15 protein-coding genes and 1 pseudogene are annotated in these 22,928 nt (G+C 38.8%); 4 read left to right on the top strand and 12 right to left on the bottom strand.

The annotated features are described in order from the left end of the window. Positions 1 to 150 precede the first annotated feature (150 nt). From EJF25_RS08685 to EJF25_RS08660, 6 genes are all read right to left on the bottom strand, one after another. Positions 151 to 1,233: a 3-methyl-2-oxobutanoate dehydrogenase subunit VorB gene (locus EJF25_RS08685; protein WP_125040904.1), complete on the bottom strand. Its 1,083-nt coding sequence runs from the start codon at positions 1,231 to 1,233 to the stop codon at positions 151 to 153. A gap of 11 nt (positions 1,234 to 1,244) precedes the next feature. Continuing rightward, complete coding sequence (locus EJF25_RS08680; RefSeq protein WP_077154623.1) at positions 1,245 to 1,472, bottom strand: 4Fe-4S dicluster domain-containing protein; 228 nt, start codon at positions 1,470 to 1,472, stop codon at positions 1,245 to 1,247. A gap of 34 nt (positions 1,473 to 1,506) precedes the next feature. Beyond that, positions 1,507 to 1,788 (bottom strand): tetratricopeptide repeat protein, encoded by a 282-nt coding sequence (locus EJF25_RS08675; RefSeq protein ID WP_125040903.1) that lies wholly within the window; start codon positions 1,786 to 1,788, stop codon positions 1,507 to 1,509. A 167-nt stretch (positions 1,789 to 1,955) separates the two neighbouring features. After that, positions 1,956 to 5,432 (bottom strand): DUF1080 domain-containing protein, encoded by a 3,477-nt coding sequence (locus EJF25_RS08670; protein WP_125040902.1) that lies wholly within the window; start codon positions 5,430 to 5,432, stop codon positions 1,956 to 1,958. Positions 5,433 to 5,455: 23 nt separating this feature from the next. Beyond that, entirely contained in the window at positions 5,456 to 6,712 is a 1,257-nt protein-coding gene (locus tag EJF25_RS08665) for a Gfo/Idh/MocA family oxidoreductase (RefSeq protein ID WP_125040901.1), read from the bottom strand. Positions 6,713 to 6,731: 19 nt separating this feature from the next. After that, positions 6,732 to 7,616, bottom strand: coding sequence for a sugar phosphate isomerase/epimerase family protein (locus EJF25_RS08660; RefSeq protein ID WP_125040900.1), 885 nt, complete (start codon positions 7,614 to 7,616; stop codon positions 6,732 to 6,734). Positions 7,617 to 7,993: 377 nt separating this feature from the next. On the opposite strand from EJF25_RS08660, the gene EJF25_RS08655 reads away from it, so the two are divergent. The 3 genes from EJF25_RS08655 to EJF25_RS08645 are packed head-to-tail and all read left to right on the top strand — an operon-like array spanning position 7,994 to position 11,487. Next, positions 7,994 to 9,538, top strand: a complete 1,545-nt coding sequence (locus EJF25_RS08655) for an AAA family ATPase (protein WP_125040899.1) — start codon at positions 7,994 to 7,996, stop codon at positions 9,536 to 9,538. Then, complete coding sequence (locus tag EJF25_RS08650) at positions 9,531 to 10,970, top strand: vWA domain-containing protein (protein ID WP_370685710.1); 1,440 nt, start codon at positions 9,531 to 9,533, stop codon at positions 10,968 to 10,970. Before EJF25_RS08655 ends, EJF25_RS08650 begins: the two co-directional genes overlap by 8 nt. Before the next feature lie 34 nt (positions 10,971 to 11,004). After that, positions 11,005 to 11,487 carry a DUF456 domain-containing protein gene (locus EJF25_RS08645; protein WP_125040897.1) on the top strand — a complete coding sequence of 161 codons (483 nt, stop codon included), beginning with the start codon at positions 11,005 to 11,007 and terminating at the stop codon, positions 11,485 to 11,487. Positions 11,488 to 11,579: 92 nt separating this feature from the next. On the opposite strand, the gene EJF25_RS08640 is transcribed toward EJF25_RS08645, so the two are convergent. After that, positions 11,580 to 12,557, bottom strand: a complete 978-nt coding sequence (locus EJF25_RS08640) for a GntR family transcriptional regulator (RefSeq protein ID WP_125040896.1) — start codon at positions 12,555 to 12,557, stop codon at positions 11,580 to 11,582. A 290-nt stretch (positions 12,558 to 12,847) separates the two neighbouring features. Here EJF25_RS08640 and EJF25_RS26310 point away from each other — a divergent pair, with 290 nt between their 5' ends. Next, the gene (locus tag EJF25_RS26310) at positions 12,848 to 17,287 is read left to right on the top strand and encodes a beta-L-arabinofuranosidase domain-containing protein (protein WP_125040895.1); all 4,440 of its coding nucleotides are present in this window, start codon (positions 12,848 to 12,850) and stop codon (positions 17,285 to 17,287) included. 94 nt (positions 17,288 to 17,381) lie between these two features. Here EJF25_RS26310 and rpiB read toward each other — a convergent pair whose 3' ends face one another. From rpiB to EJF25_RS08610, 5 genes and pseudogenes are all read right to left on the bottom strand, one after another. Beyond that, a complete protein-coding gene (gene rpiB, locus EJF25_RS08630; RefSeq protein WP_125040894.1) occupies positions 17,382 to 17,816 on the bottom strand; it encodes a ribose 5-phosphate isomerase B in 435 nt (144 codons plus the stop codon). Beyond that, positions 17,816 to 19,825: a transketolase family protein gene (locus EJF25_RS08625; protein WP_125040893.1), complete on the bottom strand. Its 2,010-nt coding sequence runs from the start codon at positions 19,823 to 19,825 to the stop codon at positions 17,816 to 17,818. The genes rpiB and EJF25_RS08625 overlap by 1 nt, the downstream gene beginning before the upstream one ends. A gap of 161 nt (positions 19,826 to 19,986) precedes the next feature. Next, on the bottom strand, positions 19,987 to 21,531 hold the full coding sequence (locus EJF25_RS08620; RefSeq protein ID WP_125040892.1) for an alpha-N-arabinofuranosidase: 1,545 nt from the start codon (positions 21,529 to 21,531) through the stop codon (positions 19,987 to 19,989). A 10-nt stretch (positions 21,532 to 21,541) separates the two neighbouring features. Beyond that, positions 21,542 to 21,649 (bottom strand): annotated as a pseudogene (locus tag EJF25_RS25560) (DNA mismatch repair protein MutT); the annotation flags it as partial. A gap of 48 nt (positions 21,650 to 21,697) precedes the next feature. Next, complete coding sequence (locus EJF25_RS08610) at positions 21,698 to 22,834, bottom strand: aldose epimerase family protein (protein ID WP_125040891.1); 1,137 nt, start codon at positions 22,832 to 22,834, stop codon at positions 21,698 to 21,700. Positions 22,835 to 22,928: the final 94 nt, after the last annotated feature.

Genomic DNA, 22,928 nt, shown 5'->3' with positions numbered 1-22,928 from the left:
ATTATCTTAACGAACACAGCAGTACCGCATACGTAGATAAATAATTTAAAGTCGTCTCTCGCTACATAGTAGATAATTACAGCAGCTATAGCCAGAATAATAAAGACGATGTTTAGTATGTTTCTTATTTTATCGGGATTCATCGTTTCGTTATTTGATTAGTTTTTCTACCAGTGCTTCTACAATTTCGTCCGGATCGGGAACAATACCGCCGAGACGTCCGAAATGTTCAACGTTGATTTTACCGTTTACTGCCAAACGGACATCTTCAATCATCTGTCCTGCATTCAGTTCCGTTACGAGCATACCTTTTACTTTATCGGCATAAGCTGCAATCGCCTTAGTTGGGAAAGGCCATAAAGTAATAGGACGTAGAATACCTACTTTAATTCCTTTTTCACGTGCAATTTCCATTGCTTTCTGACCAATACGTGCCATTGAACCAAAAGCAATAATCAGATATTCTGCATCTTCGCAGTTGATTTCTTCAAAACGTACTTCGTTCTCTTCAATTTCACGATATTTAGCCTGGAAACGGAGATTGTTGATCTCCATTGCTTCCGGTTTCAGTTCGAGAGAAGTTATAATGTTTGGTTTCCGATCTTTTGTCTTTCCGGTAGAAGCCCAAGGACATTGTTTGATTACTTCGGCTTCGGTACGGCGTGGCTTTTGAGGAGGAAGAACTACTTTTTCCATCATTTGTCCGATCACTCCGTCGGCAAGAATGATAGCTGGGTTACGGTATTTGAAAGCCAGTTCAAAACCCAAGCTAACGAAATCTGCCATCTCTTGTACAGATGCCGGAGCAAAAGCGATTAATTTATAGTCACCATGACCACCGCCTTTTACAGTCTGGAAATAGTCAGCCTGACTTGGCTGGATCGTTCCCAGACCGGGGCCTCCACGCATTACGTTTACAATCAAACAGGGGAGTTCCGCACCCGCAAGATAAGAAATACCTTCTTGTTTCAAACTTACACCCGGGCTGGATGAGGAGGTCATGACCATTTTGCCGCTTCCTGCACCTCCATATACCATATTGATAGCTGCCACTTCACTTTCTGCCTGGAGCACTACCATGCCAGTTGTTTCCCAAGGTTTCAGTTCGGCCAGTGTTTCCAACACTTCCGATTGGGGAGTAATAGGATAACCGAAGTACCCGTCTGCACCGCAACGGATAGCTGCGTGGGCGATGGCTTCGTTACCTTTCATTAATACTACTTCTTCTGCCATATTCGTTTCTTTTATTCACATTTAACTTTATACACTGAGATACATCCGTCCGGACAAACTGTCGCACAAGAACTACAGCCGTTACAGGTATCTTCTTTCACTTGGAAGGCGTAGTTATAGCCTTTCATATTCACCTCTTTATTGAGGGAGATTACATCGAGCGGACACGCTACTACACATAGGTTGCACCCTTTGCAACGCTCTGTATCGACTACGATTGCTCCTTTGATTTTTGCCATATTCTTTAACTTTATTACGTTACCTTTATTTCGATTATTGATTGTACATATCTTTGTGATAGAAGTTCAGGATATCTATCGCCATCTTTCGAGCTTGTACGGCAGGACTGTCGGGGTTAAGATCGATGGCGTGTTGGTAGTTATCCAAAGCCTGTTTCCAATCTCCCTTTTTTCGGTAGGCATTTCCCAGTAAATAGTAAAGAGCGTCTTTCTTTGGTTCGACAGAAATATCTTGGAGGAGTTGATTCAATTGCTCTATTGCTTTATCCACATCTCCCCGATTAATAAGCTCTTTTAGAATATCTATTTGCTCCATTTTTTTCTTATTTCGGGATTCTGAATCGCAAAGATAGCTTTTATTTGAATAAAGATGGCAAATAAACCCGGAAATTTGCACCCTTTTGTTTTTATTGGAATAAAAATGCAGCATAAGCAAACGAATGCTTATGCTGCACAACTTAAACTATGAAATAAGAATAATGCTTATTTCAACTCTTTAATACGGATATTTCTAAATTTAACCGGAGAACCATGTCCTAAGAAACCGATATGTCCTTTTTTGTTGAATAATCCCGGATGATTCTTATGATCGGCTGTACCGTTCTTGGTGGCTTCGCGAATATTACCTTCTGTGATAACAACACCATTCACTGTTACACGAATATTGTCACCGTTTGCTACAATTTCTTCCACATTCCATTCGCCGACGGGTTTGAATATACCATGATGGTCAGGCTTTGCCGGAATAATACCATATACAGAGCCATGATGTTGTAAAGGAGTGATGTCCTTATAGATAGGATGTTCGCAATCCAGTATCTGAATTTCCATTCCCACATAAGCGGCATCTCCTTTCATTGGGGTACGTATACCGACACCATTGTTTGCACCGGGAGTCAATTGGAATTCGAAGCGGAAGACAAAGTTGTCATATTCATCCTTTGTATACAGGTTACCACCGAAGCTTTTGCTTGGATTCAGAGAAATACAATTATCTTCCAATGTATAGTCTACTGTATTTCCGGTCCATTCATGCATATTGGTACCGTCGAATAATATCTTGAAACCTTCTTTCACTTCCTCTGCGGAAAGTTTGAATGGTTCTTTACGTTCCAACTCTTTTATATAAATGTTTCGGTAATATACCTTGCTACCATGTGCTTGTAATTCAATTTGTTCTATTGGGAAAATTGGGGATTTGCGATCCCAGTAGTTTTCGAGGATTACATCGTCTACTACCTTTTCTCCATTTAGAATCACTGTTACACGATCGCCTACCATCTTAATATAGAAACTGTTCCATTCACCCAATTTATTGTCTGCAACTTTTAACGGTTTACTCTTGTTCACCTGGTTGTTATATAAGCCACCGGAACCTACTTGTGCACCTACATTCGTACGGGCGGTATCCCATATTTGTACTTGAGGAGTGCCACGCAAATAGATGCCGGCATCTGCTTCGGGACCTGCCGGATCAAGCATCCAGTCTACATACATTTCAAAGTCACCGTATTGTTTTTCCGTACACAGATTATCAAAGCCATTGCCTACAAATGCTAATAGCCCGTTTTCTACTTTCCAGTCTCTGCGCATAGCTTCATCAGCTTTTTTCTGGGCTTGTGCCAATTGTGCAGGTTTCATTTTAGCCCGGACAATTGGATTTTCTACCAATCCTTTCCAACCGGTCAGATCTTTGCCATTGAAGATAGATACGAAACCTTCGCCTTGAGGCATTTCAGCTAAATGCTTCTTGATGGCCTCTTTTTGATAACGTGCATCCGGATTGTCCAATACTTCCAATACTTTATTTAGTAAATCGCGGACATTGGTTCCTATATATTCTTTGTTACCTAAAGCGATGTTCATGACAGCATTGGCTGCTGCTTGCTGTACAGGTTTCTGGTCGAGGAATTCGCCGGCATATAGCATTCCAAGGAATGTATCAGTCTTTTCGATCTGTTGCAGAATTGCTTTTTTCTGTGCATCTGTTTGAGCAATTTCCATTGCCTTGCGTAGGCTTAACAAACGTCTTTCGCCTGTGAATGCAGGATTAGATACTAATTTTATGTAAGTGTTAAGTCCCGGTTCGAAGAATTTGGAAGATGGATTCTGCTTACAGATATTATACAATTCATCAGCTACTTGGTTGTCTTTCCAGTTCAAAAGAGCTTCAAAAGCAGCGTCCTGTTTAACTCCTGTGTTAGAGTGGAAACCTTTCACAATGGTTGCCAATACCTCCGGCTGGCCGGTAGAAGATAGTACCAGATAGTAAAGATATTGTTTACCACCAGCTTGTGACATACGGCCATTCACAATCTTAACCTGTTCCTTTGCCGGTAATGAAGAAATTGCAGAAATTACAGCACGCTGCATAGCAGGAACTGTTTGTGTATCGGCACTTTCCAACATTTTACACATGGTGTCAATGTCTTTGTTACTTACCACATCTTTCAGTGCGGCATAAGCTACTTTCTTAACTTCGGGAGAGCCGGACTGTATTTGTTCTAATACTGTGTTTAAGTTATTGCTAGCCTTACGCATAGACAATAATTCAATTCCGGCAATCTTACCAGCGTCAGTGGAAGAGGGGATAACTTCTGCTACTGCGTCATTAATATTTCCTGGGAAAGCAACTAAAGCATCTTGTCCTAATAATACAATTTGCTTGTCGTTATCCTTCAATAATGCTGCAATAGAAGGAATACTTGCAGGATCACCGATTTTAACTAATGCCCATACGACAGCTTGTTTAACATCAAAGTTTGTATTGGCTATTTGTTTCAGTAATACCTGTTGGAGAGGAAGCCCGGAACGAATTTCCAGATTCTGGATGATATCATGCTTGGATGTTTTTTTTGCTTCACGTCCTATCCAGCTCAGAATATCTACTTTCACTTCAGGCTTCGCCTTTTCCATTGCTTTTGCCAGACCGATATATAAATCCTTATCTGCGTAGTGGGAAGCGTAATTTAAAGCAGCATTCCGATAACTCCTGCTCGGACTCTTCATTGCAGTTAGAATTAACTTGGTAGCACTTGCATTGTTGCCCTGTCCTTTGGCCAATTCGGCGTGTAGGAGAGTCTGTAGTGCTGCTTCGCTTGTTTGTTCCTTTCCTGCTTTAGCTGCATCTTTTTGTAGTTTTTGGGCAGCTTTTGTTACCTCTTTCGGATGTCCTTGCTCGATCAGACGGTTCAATAATATAATATAAGCCTCGTTAGCTCCTTCTTTAGTCATTGTATATCCATCTTTGGCTGCGGCGTTTGCCAATGCATCCAATGATTTCAGACTTCCTATCTGGCTTAATGCATACAATAATTCAGTTTGTATTTCCGGGTTGGAAGTTTTTAACAATGTAAGTAGAAGATCTTCTGCCTCTGTTACCTGCACATCTCCAATTGCCTGGATAATATTCTTTTGCGTTTTTGGTGAACCGCTACGACTTTTTAAAGCAGCAGTCAGAATTGCTCCTGCTTTAGGACTGCCAATAGAAGCTAGTGCACATGCGGCAGGACTGCTTAATGATTCATCATTGAGATAAGTGGCAAGAACATCCACACATTCATCTTTTCCTAAAATTTGAAGTTGGCGAATGATGAAAGCTTTTGTCTCACGTTCACTTGCTTTATCCAAGGCTTTCAGATAAGCATTAGCGATGGTCAGACGTGCGTTTTCTTCCCCTTTTGCCATAACATAATGGCTCAAACCACTTAAGGCGTAATCCACATTCGAGTTGCTACCTTTGCCCGGCGGATTGATTCTGTCTATTAACATCAAAACGCCCTCTTCACCAGTAGAACTCAGTTCTTTAATTAGTTTATTGTACTCTGCTTGTTTAGCTGCTGGCATTTGAACCAACACATCGGCTACGGTAGTTTTTGCCGTACGATTGGCTGGCGATTGGGCCATTAGCATGCTTCCGCATAATAACAAAGTTGTTATTGATATATATACTTTCTTCATGTGTTTTCAATTTTTTGAATGAACTAAATATTCCACGGTGCTCTCGACGGTTGATCCAACAAACGGTTAGCTGCTTCGTCATCTACAAACTCAAGTTTTACAGGATCAAAGTTTAACGTTCTGTTTAAACGAAGAGCAGCAGCTCCCATATTGACTATTGTTGCTGAACGGAATCCGTTTCGTTCGTTCAATGCAAACGGCTGACGGGTTTTAACACTTTCAAGGAAAGTTGAAATCTGTGGTTCGGGTTCTGGATAATCGGCCAATTTCTTTTCCCAATCAGGTATGTCGCATACAAAATTCTTATATACATTACCTTTAGGACCTGCAATATAAGGAGTATTCGGATCACCAAAGTCTCCACCCCAAAGTACAATCTGACAGCCATCGTCATAAGTATAAGTAATAGAACGCCAAACTCCAACTGCATCCGGATGTTGTTGAGGAGCATCTACTTCTACTTTCACCGGGCTGGTGTCATCTTTACCTAATATATATTGTACAGGGTCGATATAGTGTTGTCCCATATCACCCAAACCACCACTATCATAATCCCAATATCCGCGGAAATTCTGATGAACGCGGTGAGCGTTGTAAGGCTTATAAGGAGCCGGGCCCAGCCACATGTCATAATCCAGTTCAGCTGGTATCTGTTGTGGTTCAAGATATTCTTTACCTACCCAGTAGAATTTCCAGTCAAAACCTGTATGCTTGCTGATTGTCACTTTCAATGGCCATCCTAACATGCCGCTCTGTACTAATTTCTTTAAAGGCTTCACTGGTGTTCCCAAGCCGTAGAAAGGATCTTTAAAACGGAACCAAGTATTTAGGCGGAACATACGCCCGTATTGTTCTACTGCTTCCATCACACGTTTACCTTCACCGATCGTACGTGTCATCGGTTTCTCACACCAAATATCTTTTCCGGCTTTTGCTGCTTCTACTGACATGATTCCATGCCAATGAGGTGGAGTTGCAATGTGAACAATGTCCACATTCGGATCTAAGATCAAATCACGAAAATCATGATAAGCAGCAATCTGATCTTTTACTAATTTTTTACCTAGCTCAAGATGCTTTTTATCAACATCACATACGGCAACCAAGCGTGTACCTTCATAGTTTACATGACCTCTGCCCATGCCTCCAACACCAATAATACCTTTGGTCAATTGATCACTTGGAGCAATATAACCGTGTCCCAATACGTGACGTGGCACAATTGTGAAAAGAGCTAGTCCTCCGACAGTTTTTAAGAAGTTTCTTCTGTCCATTCCCATAGTAATAAAATTTATATGATTATTTATCTAATAGTTCTTGCAAATATTTACGAGTCTTGATTACATAATCTCGATTGCTATCCCCTAACTCACACTCAATGGTTAAAGATCCCTGGAAGTTTTGTTTCTTCAATTCTTCAATTACAGCTGGAAAATTGACATCTCCTTCGGGTATGTTTACTTCTTTACCTAATACATAAGGATTATTCGGATCAGGATATTTTCCGTCTTTTGCATGAAATTCTTTAATCAAACTACCGAATAATTTTACAGCGTCAAGTGAATTTGCTTTTCCGTACATTAATAGATTAGCCAGGTCGCAATTGATAAAAAGATTTCCTGTACCTATATCTTTAATCGCACGGATCAATGTGATTGGGGTTTCCTGTCCTGTTTCAAAATAGATCATGACATTACGTTCTTTTGCGTAATTTGCCAATCCTTTCATTACTTCAATAAAACTTTTGTATTGCTCAGAAGCTAAATCTTCCGGGATAAAACCAAAATGAGAGTGCATGGCTGGTATGTCTGCCATTACGCAAAAATCAATCATTTTACGATAAACTGCTAGTTTCTCTTCACGCCCATTTTCAGGGACTAAGCCGATTGTTGAGGGACCTTCCTTGAAATTCCAAACACAATGTCCGGGAACCGAAACTACTGTTGTTACTTTTATCTGATGTTTTTTAGAGGCAGCCTTCAGTTTTTCAGCGAAGTTTTTATCCATTTTCTGGCTGTATTGGAGTTGGCAAGATCCAAATCCGGAATCATGTAGCTCTTTGAAACTTTTATCAATATCACTCCAATCATATTGAATAACACCTATAGTGATTTTATTCTCTGCTTTTATTCCGCAAAGGGGAATTAGGATGGCTAACAATAATAAGTTAAATCTTTTATTCATTGTGTAAATGTTAAAATTGGCTAACATAGGTATGATTTTAAGATTAGGATAATAATATGTGTTATCCATAATACCGACGAAGGAGTAGAATAAAGTTTTCACTCAATCCTTCTAATAGCTGCTAAAAAATTAAGGTCCTTTCTTTTTCATTGTATTAGTGTTTCGTTTCTGGTAGATATGGTTGTTTTTCTATTTTGCAAAGATATTCTTTTTTTTCTAATAGTATATAATGTTTGAGATAAAATAAATGAAAAAGTGAATGTAATATCGATTTTTTTTGAAGACATTTTTATTTCAACCTAATTTTATGTAGTGCTCGTTATAAATATGCTTTTTCGTATCTTTGATGCAAATTTATATTTTTAGTATATAAGGAAATGGAAATAAGAGAACGTATACAGTTATTATTGGTTGAAATGAACCGAGGGGTCTACGAAAAGGAAACAGAAATAAACTTGTCCTTGTTGGCTGCATTAGCTGGTGAAAGTATTTTGTTGTTGGGGCCTCCGGGAGTGGCTAAATCAATGGTAGCACGACGGTTGAAAAGAGCTTTTGTCAATGCGAAAGCTTTTGAGTATTTGATGTCTCGCTTTTCTACTCCTGATGAAATCTTTGGTCCGGTAAGTATTAGCCGGTTAAAAGAGTCGGATAAGTATGAACGTATTGTCGAAGGATATTTGCCTGTGGCTGATGTGGTATTTCTGGATGAAATATGGAAGGCCGGTCCCGCTATTCAAAATACTTTATTGACAGTAATCAATGAAAAGTTGTTTAGGAATGGAGATTCAGAATTAAAGTTGCCTTTAAAATTATTGGTTGCCGCCAGTAATGAATTACCTTCGAAAGGCGAAGGTTTGGAGGCTTTGTGGGATCGTTTTTTGCTTCGTGTGATTTGTACCTGTGTAAAGCAGGAAGATACATTTTATAAGATGTTGTTGGATGATAATGTCGGATTAGAAGATTCGGAATGTCAATGGCAGATTTCGGACGAGGAATATGCGGAGTGGCAAAGAGAAATACGGCAGATAACTGTTCCTATTGAGGTTTTGTCCTGTATTACTGAGATTCGTAAATGTTTAGGTAAAGTTGAAATAGAAGCTTCCGGAATTCACCGTAATGTGTATATAAGTGATCGTCGTTGGAAGAATATTGTTCGTTTGTTAAAGACCTCCGCTTTTATACATGGATGTTCCGAAGTTCGTACGACTGATATTTTACCTATTTATCATTGTTTGTGGAATGAGCCGGACGAGTATACAAATATCCGTCAAATTGTGATTCGTGCATTGTTTGTCCCTTATATGAAGGAACTTTCATCTATTACTTTATCTCTTAAATCAGATTTGAAGGTAAGTCGTGTACATGAAGCATTAGAGAAGGCCAGGCAAAAAGGAGATCGTCGGGATGACGATTTGTTGATCATAGATCATTTTTATTATCAGGTGGAAAATCATGGTACAGGTAATACCTATATTTTTATTGTGGATTATAAAAATATGAAAGAGTATAGTACAAAAGATACGCCAATGGTAGGAGTGATGTACACTGATCCCTTAAATCCGAAACGAACAATTATCCGTGCTTTTTCGGGTGTTCCTGATGAACAAAATGCTGAGCGGGTTTCGCTGTTCAGAGATAGTAGACATCTGTATATTAATGGCGTACGTTTTCCCATGAAGAGACTTAATAGAGGGGAGCAACAACAGTTGTGGCTGGGAAATCTGTCTGTAACAGATAGAGATTATGAAACAGAACTGGAGATCGTTAATAAAAAAATAGATAAGCAAGTGAAAGGTTTGCGGGAAAATATATTTGTGACAGAAGAAGATAAAAAAGAAATCGATCAATACATAGCCACTATCCGTAAAGAAATTGCATGGGCACGTGTGGATGTACGTAAATTGCGGTATGGAGATGAATAGATATACTTCGGCTTTTTATATCCAGGCATTGGATAAGTATATGAAAACTGGAGAGTGTGCAGAAACAGACTCGGAACCGTTGTATGCCTATTTATTGTCTGTTATGAATGATCCGATTATAAAAATACAGGTTTTGAACAATGATATCTGTGCTTGTATTTTTTATGATACAATGGTTCAATTTATTAAGTTGAATTTAGAGAAGGAGAGATATAATTTGCAGAAGAGTCAGTCGGAGCAGGAGGGAATGGAACTTGTGTTGGAGTGGTCGATAGAACGACGCAGGCATGGTTGGCAGGCACTGCTTAAACAATTAGATGATGTATATCAGGAATTTGGATTTGATCATCGTTTCTACAGAGGACAGTTTGGGCAGGAAGGAAAGTATGCTGACGACAAGATATGGGAGAAAATGGTGGATGATTGGAAAGAAGCTTTTCGTCAGAAAAATCAGAAACAAAAGGAGGAAGAAATAGAACTGCGTAAGGATAATCTGGAACAGAGGATGCGCTCTAACTTTAAAAATATTCCGGAGTATCTGGATAAGAATAAAGTAGAGAAGGATGAATTTTTTCAATCATGGGGATTGATGAATGGCATTTGGAATACAATTGATTTTGAGCGGATACGAAAGATCGTACGTATTCAGAGAGAATTTCCGGAGATACTGAAAGTAGCAAATAAAATGGGGCGTATTGCTGATGATGACGGTCAAGATCAGTTATCTGTGGCAGAAGGAGATATTTATAGAATGGAACATGCTTCTAAGTGTGATATACTGGGTATTACAATCGGAAATGATTTAAACTCATTGTTGCCTACAGAATTGGTTCATTGTGCCGATGCTGAGCTAGAAGATTTATTTGTTTATAAATACCTTACCCATAAGCTTCAAAACTTCCGTTATAAATCTGAGATTATGCAACCTGCCAGAAAATTGGAAGTGAAGCCGGCGGTATTGAAAGGACCGATGATCGTTTGCCTGGATACTTCCGGAAGTATGGTCGGGAAACCGGAAAAGATAGCTTACTCATTGATGGTGAAACTACTGGAGATAGCTGATAGACAGAAACGTGATTGTTTTCTAATTGCTTTTTCTGTGTCTATCACTCCAATTGATATTCGAAAAGAACGGGTGAGGCTGCTTGAATTCTTTTCTACTACAGCTTGTGGAGACACAGATGCAACACGAATGTTGAAAGCTATGTTTCAATTGCTTCAATCAAATAAAATATATATGAATGCAGATGTATTGTGGATCAGTGATTTTAAAATTCCCCTTTCTTCACCCGAACTGACCCGACAAATTCAAGAATACCGGAATGCTAATACACATTTTTATGGTTTGCAGATTGGCATTGCTGAGAATGAGTGGATTCCTTTTTTTGATCGTATTTATCAGATTAATTATACTCCGATAAGGCGTTATTGATATTATTTTGTTTATATAATAAATAGGAAATGAAATGATAGATGTCATTCTTATTATATTAGGTGCTGTATGTATGATTACAGGCTTGATAGGTTGCATCATTCCGATGCTTCCCGGACTTCCGATAGCTTATGTCGGTTTGTTATTACTTCATGCAACAGATAAGGTTCAATATACTACTACCCAATTGTTGGTATGGTTGTTGATTGTTGGCGTTCTGTTGGTCTTGGATTATTTCACTCCGATGCTGGGTAGTAAATATGGCGGAGGTAGTAAGTGGGGAAGTTGGGGCTGTATTATCGGAACCCTTGTTGGATTGCTTTTTCTTCCGTCGGGAATCATTATTGGACCATTTCTGGGAGCTGTGATCGGAGAATTGTTGGGAGATCGAGAATTTCACCAAGCAATAAGATCCGGTATAGGCTCGTTAATCGGTTTCCTGTTTGGAACAGTCTTGAAACTAATTGTATGCGGATATTTTTGTTATCAGTTTATTGTTGGGGTATTCCATATGTAGAGTTTTATTAAGGCATTATTCATTATTATAGCAGATAATGCCTAAATTCCTCTTTCTTATTCAATGATAAAAGCCTATGTTAGTCTTGGACTTTACAAGGATTTTCTAATGTTAAGTATCCAGGGATTTTCGTATGTCTCAATATTCTTTTTTTTGATAAGTGAAGCCATTGTTTTACCCATTAACTTGAAATCAGTGGATAGGGTTGTTATTCCACCTGCAAGAATTTCTTTCAAAGGAGTATCATTATAAGATATAATGCCAAATTCCTGACCGGGAGTTAAATCCTGCTTTTTTGCCTGCTTTAGCACGTCTACTAAATCTCTGTCATTCACAAGTATAAAAAGATCTCCATTCTTAATCTTTTTACCTGTTACATTATTCAGATATTTATGCTCGAAACCATACTCCTTGCTGAATCTTTGTAAACCGTCATACCGCTCATAAGGTTCTTTAGCTTCACTTTGCACCATAAAAATCCGCTTGTATTTCTCTATATGTTTTAATTCAAACTTTAATGCTTCGTAAGTGTCTTTCTCGAAATTTTGTGTAACAGACGAATATTTCCCTTTGAGTTCGTTATGACAATGATCCAATAGAAATACTTTTCCGGATAAAGATTGCAATAATGGATCTAATCCCTGGAATTTCCCTGGCATTAATATATAAGAAGTATATTTACCATTTGCATCATTAACGAGGGTTTCGAATACTTTCCGATTATAATTGTGGAAATAAATTTCTACGGTAGTAGTTTTATCTATGTTTTCAATAAAGGAATTATAAAGTTCTTCTTTAAACTCATTGAACTCATTGAATAAAAGTAGAATCCGATGTTTTAAAGTTAGTTTTGTACTTGCGATATAATATCCTACTCCGGGAGTAGAATCGATGATTCCTCTGGATTTTAATTCACTGATTCCGGCAAAAACAGTATCTCGTGATAAATTATATTTTTTTCTAAACTCGTTGATGGAAGGAATCCAGTCTCCTTTTCGGAAATGTCCTTCATTTATTCCTTCAATCACATAGTTTACTACTTGTTTATATTTAGATTCATTGAGTTTCATTGATTCTATAATTTGTTTCCGGCACAAAGGTAGCTTTTTTAGTAATTGACTGGTATGAACTGGTCTGTGTTTTATAACATAAATATAATCGTACCAGTTCGTACCAGTATTTGTTTTTTTATCCATATCTTTGCAGCGTCTTTCAGTAGGACAATAATCGCATCTTATGGAAATTGGAGTGAACCTATATTGTGTTATTATCTGGAAATTAGAAAGGAAAGTTATCTTACGGAAGAAGGAAATATGTAATTTGTATGGGACAATAATATAACTACTAAATAAAATATAGGATGGAAAATAAGCTTTGGTGTTTTGTTTCAATGGCATTAATTGCTGCAGGAAGTGTTACAACATCTTATGCAAAAGATGATGGTAAAACTCCTATTCAGTTTATTCCGGTTAAGGATGTGCAGATTAATGATGCGTTTTGGACTCCGAAATTTGACCGATGGAATAATGTTACAGTCTCTGATGTTTTCGATAAGTTTGAAGGAAAACATTTAAAGACTGCTGAAGAGCAAAATAATAACAATATTTTTATAGATTTCGATGAGGTTGCTGCCGGGAAAAAGGGCACAGGACATAGTGCCGGTCTTCCTTGGTTCAACGGGTTGGTTTATGAAACGATTCGAGGTGTATCTGATTTGCTGATACAACATCCTGATGAAAAGCTGGAAGAAAGAATTGATAAATATATAACCCGGATAGAAGCAGCTCAAAAGGTTGATTCCAACGGTTTTATAGATACTTATACGGACCTTGTGCAACCGGAATATAGATGGGGAGAGAATGGAGGTTTTTTGCGCTGGCAACATAATGTATATAATGCCGGTATGCTAATTGAAGCAGGTGTTCATTACTATGAAGCTACGGGAAAAGTGAAATTACTGGAAGTAGCAGTACGGCTGGCGAATTATATGTGTGATTTGATGGGACCTGCTCCAAAAAAGAACATTATTCCTTCACATTCCGGACCTGAAGAGGCCGTTATTAAATTATATTGGTTATTCAAACGAAATCCTGATATTAAGAAGCAAATTAACCTTCCGGTAGATGAGACTGCTTACTGGAAATTGGTTACTTTCTGGATGGAGAACAGAGGAAAACATTGTGGCTATCCATTGTGGGCCAAGTGGGGAAATGAGAAATCAGAGCAATGGATTCGGGAACAAAAATATAAAGATCCTCAGTTTGGGGACAATGCTCGTCCTTCATGGGGAGATTATGCTCAAGATTCTATTACTATTTTTGAACAGAAAACTATTGAGGGACATGCAGTGCGTGCTACTTTGTTAGCTACGGGGGTTGCCGCTGCTGCTTTGGAAAATCATTCTCCGAAATATATTCAGACAGCTACTGATTGGTGGGATAATATGGTAGGCCGACGTATGTTTATAACCGGTGGTGTGGGTGCTATTCATTTTGATGAGAAATTCGGAGCAGATTATTTCCTTCCTACTGATGCTTATTTGGAAACTTGTGCTGCGGTAGGAGCAGGCTTTTTCAGCCAACGGATGAATGAACTGACCGGTGAAGGAAAATATATGGATGAGTTTGAACGGGTATTATATAATAATGTATTAACGGGGATTTCTCTTTCCGGTGATAAATATACTTATCAGAATCCGTTGAATTCGCATAATCATTCTCGTTGGGAATGGCATTCTTGTCCGTGTTGTCCTCCGATGTTCTTGAAAATTGTATCGGCAATGCCCGGATTTATTTATGCAAAACAAGCTGATCAAGTGATAGTTAATCTGTTTATTAGCAGCCAAGCTACGATAGAACTGGATCATAATACGGTCCATGTTCAGCAAGAGACCGGATATCCTTGGACAGGAAAAATTAACGTAACTCTTCAGCCGGAAAAGAAAGGTAAGTTTTCTGTGAAAATAAGAGTTCCGGGATGGGCACAGGGAGTTGAGAATCCTTATGGACTTTATCAATCAAATCTGATTTCGCAGATAACTTTGGCTATCAATGGAAAATCGGAAAAGGTGAAAGTAGTCGATGGTTATGTCGAGATCAATCGTAACTGGGGGAAAGCGGACCGAATAGAATTGAATTTACCTATGCAACCCCGTATCATTACTGCCTGTGAGCAGGTTAAGCATCTTAAAGGAAAGATGGCTCTGGCTTCAGGTCCTGTGATATATTGTCTGGAGGAAATAGACAATGCAGGGTTGGATCATTTGAGAATTGATACTAATTGTTCTATGGAATTAGTACCTGAAAAAGGTCTTTTGGAAGGAGTTAATGTGATAAAAGGAGTAGCTGTTGATGATAAGAAACAGCAGATTAACTTTACTGCAATTCCTTATTATGCGATGGGAAATCGTAAACAAGGAGCTTATGAAGTTTGGATTCCTATAAATAAAGATGAACTCATTGAGGTAGATGCATCAAAAATAGAGAATACCATTCCTGCTTATCTTTATGGATCTTGTATAGAAGACGTGAATCATGAAATATACGGGGGAATTTATAACCAACGTATTTTCGGTGAAAGTTTTGAAGAACCTGCTCCCGGAGTTACTTTTGATGATTTTTCAATATATGAAGGTAATTGGACAACATCTCATGGAGAACTTCATGCAACAAAAGCAGCAGGGTCTAAATTTATCTACAATCCTATCGAATTTAAAAATGGTGTTGTAGAAGCCGAGATTAAATTCGATGGCACATCAGGAGATAATGCAGGATTAATTACGCGAGTTTCTAAAGAAGCAAAAGGCGCTGATTCTTTTAATGGATATGAAATAAGTCTTGCAGCCAACGGGAAGAAAGTGGTGATTGGAAAACATGAAAATAATTTTAGTCATATTCGTGATATAGAGGTAGATTGTAATCCTGCTGAATGGAACCGGTTGAAGGTTGTTATGAATGACGGAAGAATGGAAGTCTTTTTAAATGATAAAAGCCTTTTTGTGCATAATGAAAATAATCCTATTCTTGCTACTGGTAGAATTGGATTGCGTTCATGGAATTCTGATGTGAAATTCCGTAATCTCAGAATGAAGACTGAGGATATGGATAAGATATTGAAATTCAATACAATTCCTCAACCGGAGGTTAGTCTTCATTGGACACCTATTCAGACCGGAAATGCGAAAGCTGTCTTTATGCATGATAATAAAAATGCCTATAACACAACTTGGTCGCAGTTGATCAGTAAAAATGGTGGCTCAGGTAAAGTGGGAGTAGCCAATATGGGGCTCAATGGATGGGGGATTGCTGTAAAGGAAGGGCAGAAATTTGAGGGACGTCTTTATTTGAAAGGTTCCTATAAAGGAGTGGTGAAAGTGGCACTACAGAGTGCAGATGGAAATAAAGAGTATGCAGTTCAAGAGTTGAAAGGAGTGACAGATAAGTGGCAAAAGTTCCCATTTGAGTTAACTTCAAATGTTACAGATACCAATTCACGTCTGGCTGTTTATATAGAGAATAATGGTAAAGTCTGGATGGACCAGGTGGTCTTGATGGGTACTGGGGATGACCTGTTTCATAATTTGCCATTACGCAATGATATTGCTAAGACTATGGTTAATCAAGGTTTGACCTTCTTACGTTATGGGGGGACTATGGTCAATGCCCCTGATTACAAGTTCAAGAATATGATTGGTGACAGGGATAAACGGCCACAATATAGAGGTCATTGGTATCCTTATTCAACCAATGGATTCGGTATTGAAGAATTTCTCCAGCTTTGTGAAGCGGCAGATTTTGAGCCTTGTTTTGCGGTGAATGTAGGAGAATCTGCACAGGATATGGCGGATATGATTGAGTACTTGAACGGACCGGTAACTTCCGAATGGGGAAAGAAGCGGGCAGATGCCGGACATCCTGAACCCTACAATGTGAAGTATATAGAGGTTGGAAATGAAGAAGTGATATGGGGAGATATTCGTAAAGATTATGAGAAATATATTCAGGATTTTAATCGTATCTATGATGCTATTAAATCAAAAGACCCGAACATAGAATTTGTATCTGCAGCTTGGTGGCGTCCGGATTCACCGGAAAACATGAAAATGGTATTTGATGCACTCAATGGAAAAGCTGCTTATTGGGATTATCATCCGTGGGCTGATGATAATATTCTGGGATCTCAGGTAGAGGGAGAACTGAAGCAGATGAAAGATTATTTTCAGAAATGGGATCCGAATACCAAAATGAAATGTGCCCTGTTTGAGGAAAACGGAGTAACACATGATATGCGGCGTGCATTAGGTCATGTGACGATTCAGAATGCATCCCGTAGGATGGGGGACTTTTTATTGACGACTTGTGCTGCTAATGCACTGGAGCCTTATCTGCAAAATGATAATGGCTGGAATCAGGGACAAATCTTCTTTACCCCTTCACAGGTCTGGGGAATGCCTCCTTTTTATGCTAAGCAGATGGCTTCAAATCATCATAAACCTTTCAGAGTGTTTAGTGCAACTCAAGGAGAATTGGATGTAACCGCTGCTACTGATGAAAAGAGGGAGGAAGTAGTGGTTCATGTCTCAAATATTCATGACTATGTCATTACCGCCAATATCTGTCTGAAAGGATTTGATTCGCCTTCAAAAATTAAAGTTATCACATTGTCCGGTAGTCTCAAGGATAAAAATACACCGGAACAACCGGAAAGAATTGTTCCACAAGAGAAAGTCCTTTATTATACAAAAGACTTGAAATACGAATTTCCTGCTAGTTCGTATACGATTCTAGTATATCAGAAGTAGTTTAATAAGGGATCTATATCTATAGAAAAGGTTGCAAGTTGGATTATTTCCATTCACTTGCAACCTTTTCTTTATTTAATTTAAATTATAGGCTTTATTTTACCGGAATTTTATCGATACGTTTCTGATGGCGACCTCCTTCAAAACCAGTGGAGAAGAACTCGGTCAAAATCATATCTGCTTCTTCAGTACTGATAAAACGCCCTGGCATTACAAGTATATTGGCATCATTGTGCAGACGGGCTAAGTGCGCGATTTCTGCATTCCAGCAGAGAGCGGCACGAATACCTTGATGCTTGTTTAAAGTCATATTGATTCCGTTTCCACTTCCACAAATAGCAATTCCCGGATAACATTCTCCTGCCTCTATAGCGAGTGCCAGAGGATGTGCATAATCCGGATAATCTACACTGGTAGTTGAATTAGTTCCAAAGTCTTTGTATACCCAGCCTTTTGCTTCCAGCCATCCACGAACATATTCTTTTAATTCGTAACCGGCGTGGTCACATGCTAATCCGATTGTTTTCATTAGAGCATTGTTTTTACCTGATTATATACATTTTCGGCAGTAAATCCAAGCTTCTCATCCAATACTTTGTAAGGAGCAGAGAAACCGAATGAATCTAATCCCCAAATCTTACCGTTGTAACCTACCAAACCTTGGAGAGTCACAGGAAGCCCTGCTGTCAGACCAAAAATCTTAGCTCCTGTCGGCAGGATAGACTCCTGATATTCTTTAGGCTGACTACGGAACAATCCTTCGGATGGAGCCGAAACAATACGGACTTTTACTCCGTCTTTGCGTAGAAGTTCAGCACCTGCTACCAATGTCGAAACTTCAGAACCGGAAGCTACCAGAATAACGTCCGGATTTTCGTCTGAATCTGCAACAATATAAGCACCTTTCGCAGCTTTTGCATAATCAGTTCCAGCCGGTAAGTTTGTAATATTTTGACGGGATAAGATCAAACCTGTCGGAGTATAGATATTCTCCATTGCAAGTTTCCATGCAATAGTTGTTTCTTCTACATCTGCCGGCCGTAGTACCAACATAGAGTTATGACCTTTATGATTTTTGAGTTTCTCCATCAAACGTATTTGAGCTTCTTGTTCAACCGGTTCATGAGTTGGTCCATCTTCACCTACACGAAAGGCATCATGTGACCAGATGAATTTTACAGGTTGTTCCATCAAAGCTGCCATACGTATAGCCGGTTTCATATAATCAGAGAACACAAAGAATGTTCCACATGCAGTGATGACACCACCATGCAATGACATACCGATACAAACGCAAGCCATTGTCAATTCGGATACACCTGCCTGGAAGAATGCTCCGCTGAAATCACCTTTTTTGAAGGCATGAGTTTTCTTTAAGAAGCCATCTGTTTTATCCGAATTAGAAAGGTCGGCAGAGGCAACAATCATATTTTCAACTTGTGTAGCAAGTGCTCCTAATACAGTTGCTGAACCGACACGGGTAGCGCCACCTGCTTTTTGTTCTATAACAGTCCAATCTATTTTCGGAGCTTTCCCTGCAAAGAAAGTCTCCAATTTAGCAGCCAGTTCCGGATTTGCTTTTGCCCAAGCTGCTTTTATTGCATATTTTTCAGCTATGATTTTCTTTAATTCTGCAGTACGTTTTGTGTATAACTCGGCAACTTCCGGGAATATAACAAATGGATTAGTAGGATCACCTTCCAGGTTCTTAATCGTATTTACGTAAGCATCACCGCCAAGTGGAGCACCATGAGTAGCGCAATTAGCTTCGTAACTGCTACCATCGGCTTTACGTGCACCTTTACCCATTACTGTTTTACCAATAATCAGAGTCGGACGTTCTTTTTCAGCTTTTGCTTCTTTTAGAGCCATGCGGATTTCATCTACATCATTACCATTGATGCTAATCACTTTCCATCCCCATGCTTCGTATTTCATAGCGGTATCTTCAACAGTCACATCCTTCGTTTCGGTAGAAAGCTGAATATCGTTAGCATCGTAGAACATGATCAGATTGTCCAATCCCAATGCACCGGCGATACGTCCGGCACCTTGCGATATTTCTTCCTGTATACCACCATCAGAAATATAAGCGTAGATTGTTTGATCCATCACCTCATTAAAACGAGCTTTCAGGAATTTGGCAGCGATAGCAGCACCTACTGCAAAAGTATGTCCTTGTCCTAACGGACCTGAAGTGTTTTCCACACCGCGCATGATATCTACTTCTGGATGTCCTGGAGTAGGGCTTCCCCATTGACGAAACTCTTTCAGTTCGTCCAGTGTGTATTTACCAGTCAAAGCAAGGGTAGAATAGAGCATCGGGGACATATGGCCGGGATCAAGGAAAAAGCGGTCACGTCCTTCCCAACGGGGATTTTCAGGATCGTATACTAAAAATTCAGAGAAGAGTACGTTCACAAAATCAGCACCACCCATGGCGCCACCCGGGTGACCGGAATTGGCTTTTTCAACCATTGAAGCAGCAAGAATACGGATGTTATCCGCTGCACGATTCATAAGTTTGTTATCGTTCATATCTTTATATTTAATAAATTCCGTTTATATTTTTTGCAAAGATAACTCTTTCTCTGTAATTGGCAATGAGAAAATGCTTTCTTTTTCTTTCTTTTTCTTTCTATTTTTGATGATTTTTTCTTTCGATTATGGTGACGTTCCCCCGTAGCACTACTTGAACACTAGTGCAACTCCAATGTAACAATTGATTTGGCAGGTAGTTTTACTTTCAATACTCCTTTATTGATTTTTACCTCTTTGAATGGAGCTAATTTGACATTATTAGGATTTGCAAAAGAATTATAATCAGTTAGGTTTGGAGAAGTTAAAATCTCTCCGGTTGCTTTTGAAGCCCTTACATCCGGTAAGTTAATAGTTACTTCTTGAGCATTGTCAGCGTCTACATTGGAAAGTGAAAGATGAATGATACCGTTCTTATCTTTTGAGGAAGTGGCACTAATGGAAGGTACTACACGATTTCCACGTACATTCATTATTTCACAATTCAGCTCAAGTGGGAGATAAGTGGCGTCTTGATGAACCTTGTACATTTTGAAAACATAGTAAGTAGGAGTTAATACGATCTCTTTATCTTTGGTCAGTATCATAGATTGAAGTACATTCACTATTTGCGCTATATTTGCCATCTTCAAACGGTCGGTATATTTATGGAATACATCAAGACTTAAGGAAGCGACAAAAGCATCACGCAATGTATTTTGTTGGTATAGATGTCCTCTTGTAGTACCCGGTTCTTCGTCCCACCATGTTCCCCATTCATCAAGCATAAGTGCAATTCTTTTGTCCTTATCATATTTGTCCATGATAGCGCAGTGCTTTTTGATTACGTCTTCTACTTCAAGGCACTTACCCATGGTCCAGTAATAGTCGTCTTTATTAAACTTCGTTGCAGCTCCTTTACTGCCACTCCACCCGCTTACGGTATAATAATGTAGGGAAAGACCTTGCATTCCGTGCCCTACACGATTCATTAGAACTTCTGTCCAGTTGTAATCATAATCGCTTGCACCACTGGCGATCTTAAATAAGTAGTTACCGTCGTAATTACGGCAATAAGTGGAATAACGACGATACAGATCTGAATAATATTCCGGACGCATATTACCACCGCATCCCCAACTCTCATTTCCTACACCGAGATATTTGACTTTCCATGCCTTATCACGACCGTTTTTACGGCGAAGATTAGCCATTGGGGAATCTCCTTCTGAAGTCATGTATTCTACCCATTTGGCAAGTTCTTCCACTGTTCCGCTACCTACATTTCCACTAATATATGGTTCACAGCCCAACATCTCACAAAGATTTAGAAATTCATGTGTTCCGAAGCTATTGTCTTCAATAGTTCCTCCCCAATTGTTATTTACCATTTTCGGACGATTTTCTTTTGGACCGATACCGTCCATCCAATGATATTCATCGGCAAAGCAACCGCCCGGCCAGCGGAGAACAGGAACTGCCAAATCTTTTAACGCATTGAATACGTCTGTACGATATCCTTTGATATTGGGAATCTCTGATTTTTCGCCTACCCAAAGTCCACCATAGATACATGAACCCAGATGTTCGGCAAACTGACCATATATTTCCTTTGGGATAATTTCTTTACCTTGATCAATATGTACAGTGATGGTTGCTTCCTTTTGTGCGGATAGAGAGATAGATATAGCTAAAAAAGCTGTGCTGACTAATAATTTTATTCTCATAATAATATTCTTAAAGTTTAAATTTAGGATCTTTATGGTATGCTCTGCTATTAAACCTATGCAAAGCAGTACCATATTTAGAAACTGTTTTATCTATTTTATCAGTTTTTTCTATCGTTACTATTGAAGTTATCTTGTTTCATTGATGGAAATTCTCCAATGACGATTATTTCTCTACGGAGAACTTATAAATACATTCACTGTTATAGGTCTGTCCCGGTTTCAAAACAACGGAGGGCCAATCTTTTTTGTTAGGACTGTCAGGATAATGTTGTGTTTCCAAGCATACTGCGGTACGTTGATTATAAATAATGCCTTTTTTCCCTGCTACAGTTCCGTTTAGAAAGTTACCGGTGTATATTTGGATACCGGGTTCATTTGTATATACTTCCAAACTGATTCCAGACTCTGGAGAAGTAAGCTTCGCAGCTATTTGGTTAATATCCCCCTTGGTATTTAAAACCCAGTTATGGTCATATCCGTTTCCGTTCTTTAGTTGGACAAAATCATTATTTATGTCTTGCCCGACTACTTTGGGAATAGTAAAGTCCATTGGAGTATCTTTTACAGAAATAATCTCACCTGTAGTCATGGACGTACTGTCAATCGGAGTAAAATAATCTGCGTTTATATATAAAATGTCATTAGTAGAAACTTTTGATGGATCGCCGGAAAGGTTGAAGAATGAATGATTCGTCATATTGATAACTGTTTTTTTATCTGTAGTTGCTTTATAGTTGATGTGAATGGCATTGTCATTTGTTAGTTGGTAGATTACTTTTGCTGTAACATTACCGGGAAAATTTTCGTCGCCATCTGGTGAGAAGTAAGTTAATTCCAATGTAGTCGGATCTATCTGTTTGGCATCGTATACTTGACATTGCCATCCTTTCGGGCCTCCATGCAAGCAATGCCCGTGTTTGTTTTGCGGTAATTGTATGGTGTCTCCGTCCAAAACAAAACGTCCTTGGGCGATACGGTTGGCATAACGCCCGATAGAAGCGCCAAAGTTGTTGGGAATATTGATATAATCATCAATGTTATCAAGACCTAAGGCTACATCCTGCATTTTTCCATTTTTATCAGGTACCATAATAGATACGATACGTCCACCAAAATTGGTAATACATACTTCCATGCCAGTCTTATTCTTTAAAATATAAAGGGCAGTTTGTGCATTATTTACTTCTGTTTGAAATTTTGTCGGATCAAGACCGGATAAAGTTAGGTTGGTGACTGACTTATTATCGCATCCAAATAGTATCGATAGAATAACTACTGAAAAAATAAAATGTGTTTTCATGGTACTGCCTTTTAAATGTAAATGAGATACTTATCTTGTTTTTGGTGTGAAAGTAACACTTTTGTTTAGTGTATCATATACACTTATGTATGTT

This window comes from Bacteroides faecalis (assembly GCF_003865075.1).
GTDB classification, from domain to species: Bacteria; Bacteroidota; Bacteroidia; order Bacteroidales; family Bacteroidaceae; genus Bacteroides; species Bacteroides faecalis.
The sequence above is the reverse complement of the archived record's forward strand: the minus strand, read 5'-3'. Positions and strand labels throughout refer to the sequence as shown.

Bases quoted from the DNA above. Each gene is read 5' to 3' on its own strand.
- EJF25_RS08680 (WP_077154623.1), bottom strand. From the start codon at position 1,472: ATGGCAAAAATCAAAGGAGCAATCGTAGTCGATACAGAGCGTTGCAAA.
- EJF25_RS08620 (WP_125040892.1), bottom strand. From the start codon at position 21,531: ATGAGAATAAAATTATTAGTCAGCACAGCTTTTTTAGCTATATCTATC.
- EJF25_RS26310 (WP_125040895.1), top strand. From the start codon at position 12,848: ATGGAAAATAAGCTTTGGTGTTTTGTTTCAATGGCATTAATTGCTGCA.
- EJF25_RS08640 (WP_125040896.1), bottom strand. From the start codon at position 12,557: ATGAAACTCAATGAATCTAAATATAAACAAGTAGTAAACTATGTGATT.
- EJF25_RS08610 (WP_125040891.1), bottom strand. From the start codon at position 22,834: ATGAAAACACATTTTATTTTTTCAGTAGTTATTCTATCGATACTATTT.
- EJF25_RS08685 (WP_125040904.1), bottom strand. From the start codon at position 1,233: ATGGCAGAAGAAGTAGTATTAATGAAAGGTAACGAAGCCATCGCCCAC.
- EJF25_RS08625 (WP_125040893.1), bottom strand. From the start codon at position 19,825: ATGAACGATAACAAACTTATGAATCGTGCAGCGGATAACATCCGTATT.
- EJF25_RS08670 (WP_125040902.1), bottom strand. From the start codon at position 5,432: ATGAAGAAAGTATATATATCAATAACAACTTTGTTATTATGCGGAAGC.
- EJF25_RS08650 (WP_370685710.1), top strand. From the start codon at position 9,531: ATGAATAGATATACTTCGGCTTTTTATATCCAGGCATTGGATAAGTAT.
- EJF25_RS08675 (WP_125040903.1), bottom strand. From the start codon at position 1,788: ATGGAGCAAATAGATATTCTAAAAGAGCTTATTAATCGGGGAGATGTG.
- EJF25_RS08665 (WP_125040901.1), bottom strand. From the start codon at position 6,712: ATGGGAATGGACAGAAGAAACTTCTTAAAAACTGTCGGAGGACTAGCT.
- EJF25_RS08645 (WP_125040897.1), top strand. From the start codon at position 11,005: ATGATAGATGTCATTCTTATTATATTAGGTGCTGTATGTATGATTACA.
- rpiB (WP_125040894.1), bottom strand. From the start codon at position 17,816: ATGAAAACAATCGGATTAGCATGTGACCACGCCGGTTACGAATTAAAA.
- EJF25_RS08655 (WP_125040899.1), top strand. From the start codon at position 7,994: ATGGAAATAAGAGAACGTATACAGTTATTATTGGTTGAAATGAACCGA.
- EJF25_RS08660 (WP_125040900.1), bottom strand. From the start codon at position 7,616: ATGAATAAAAGATTTAACTTATTATTGTTAGCCATCCTAATTCCCCTT.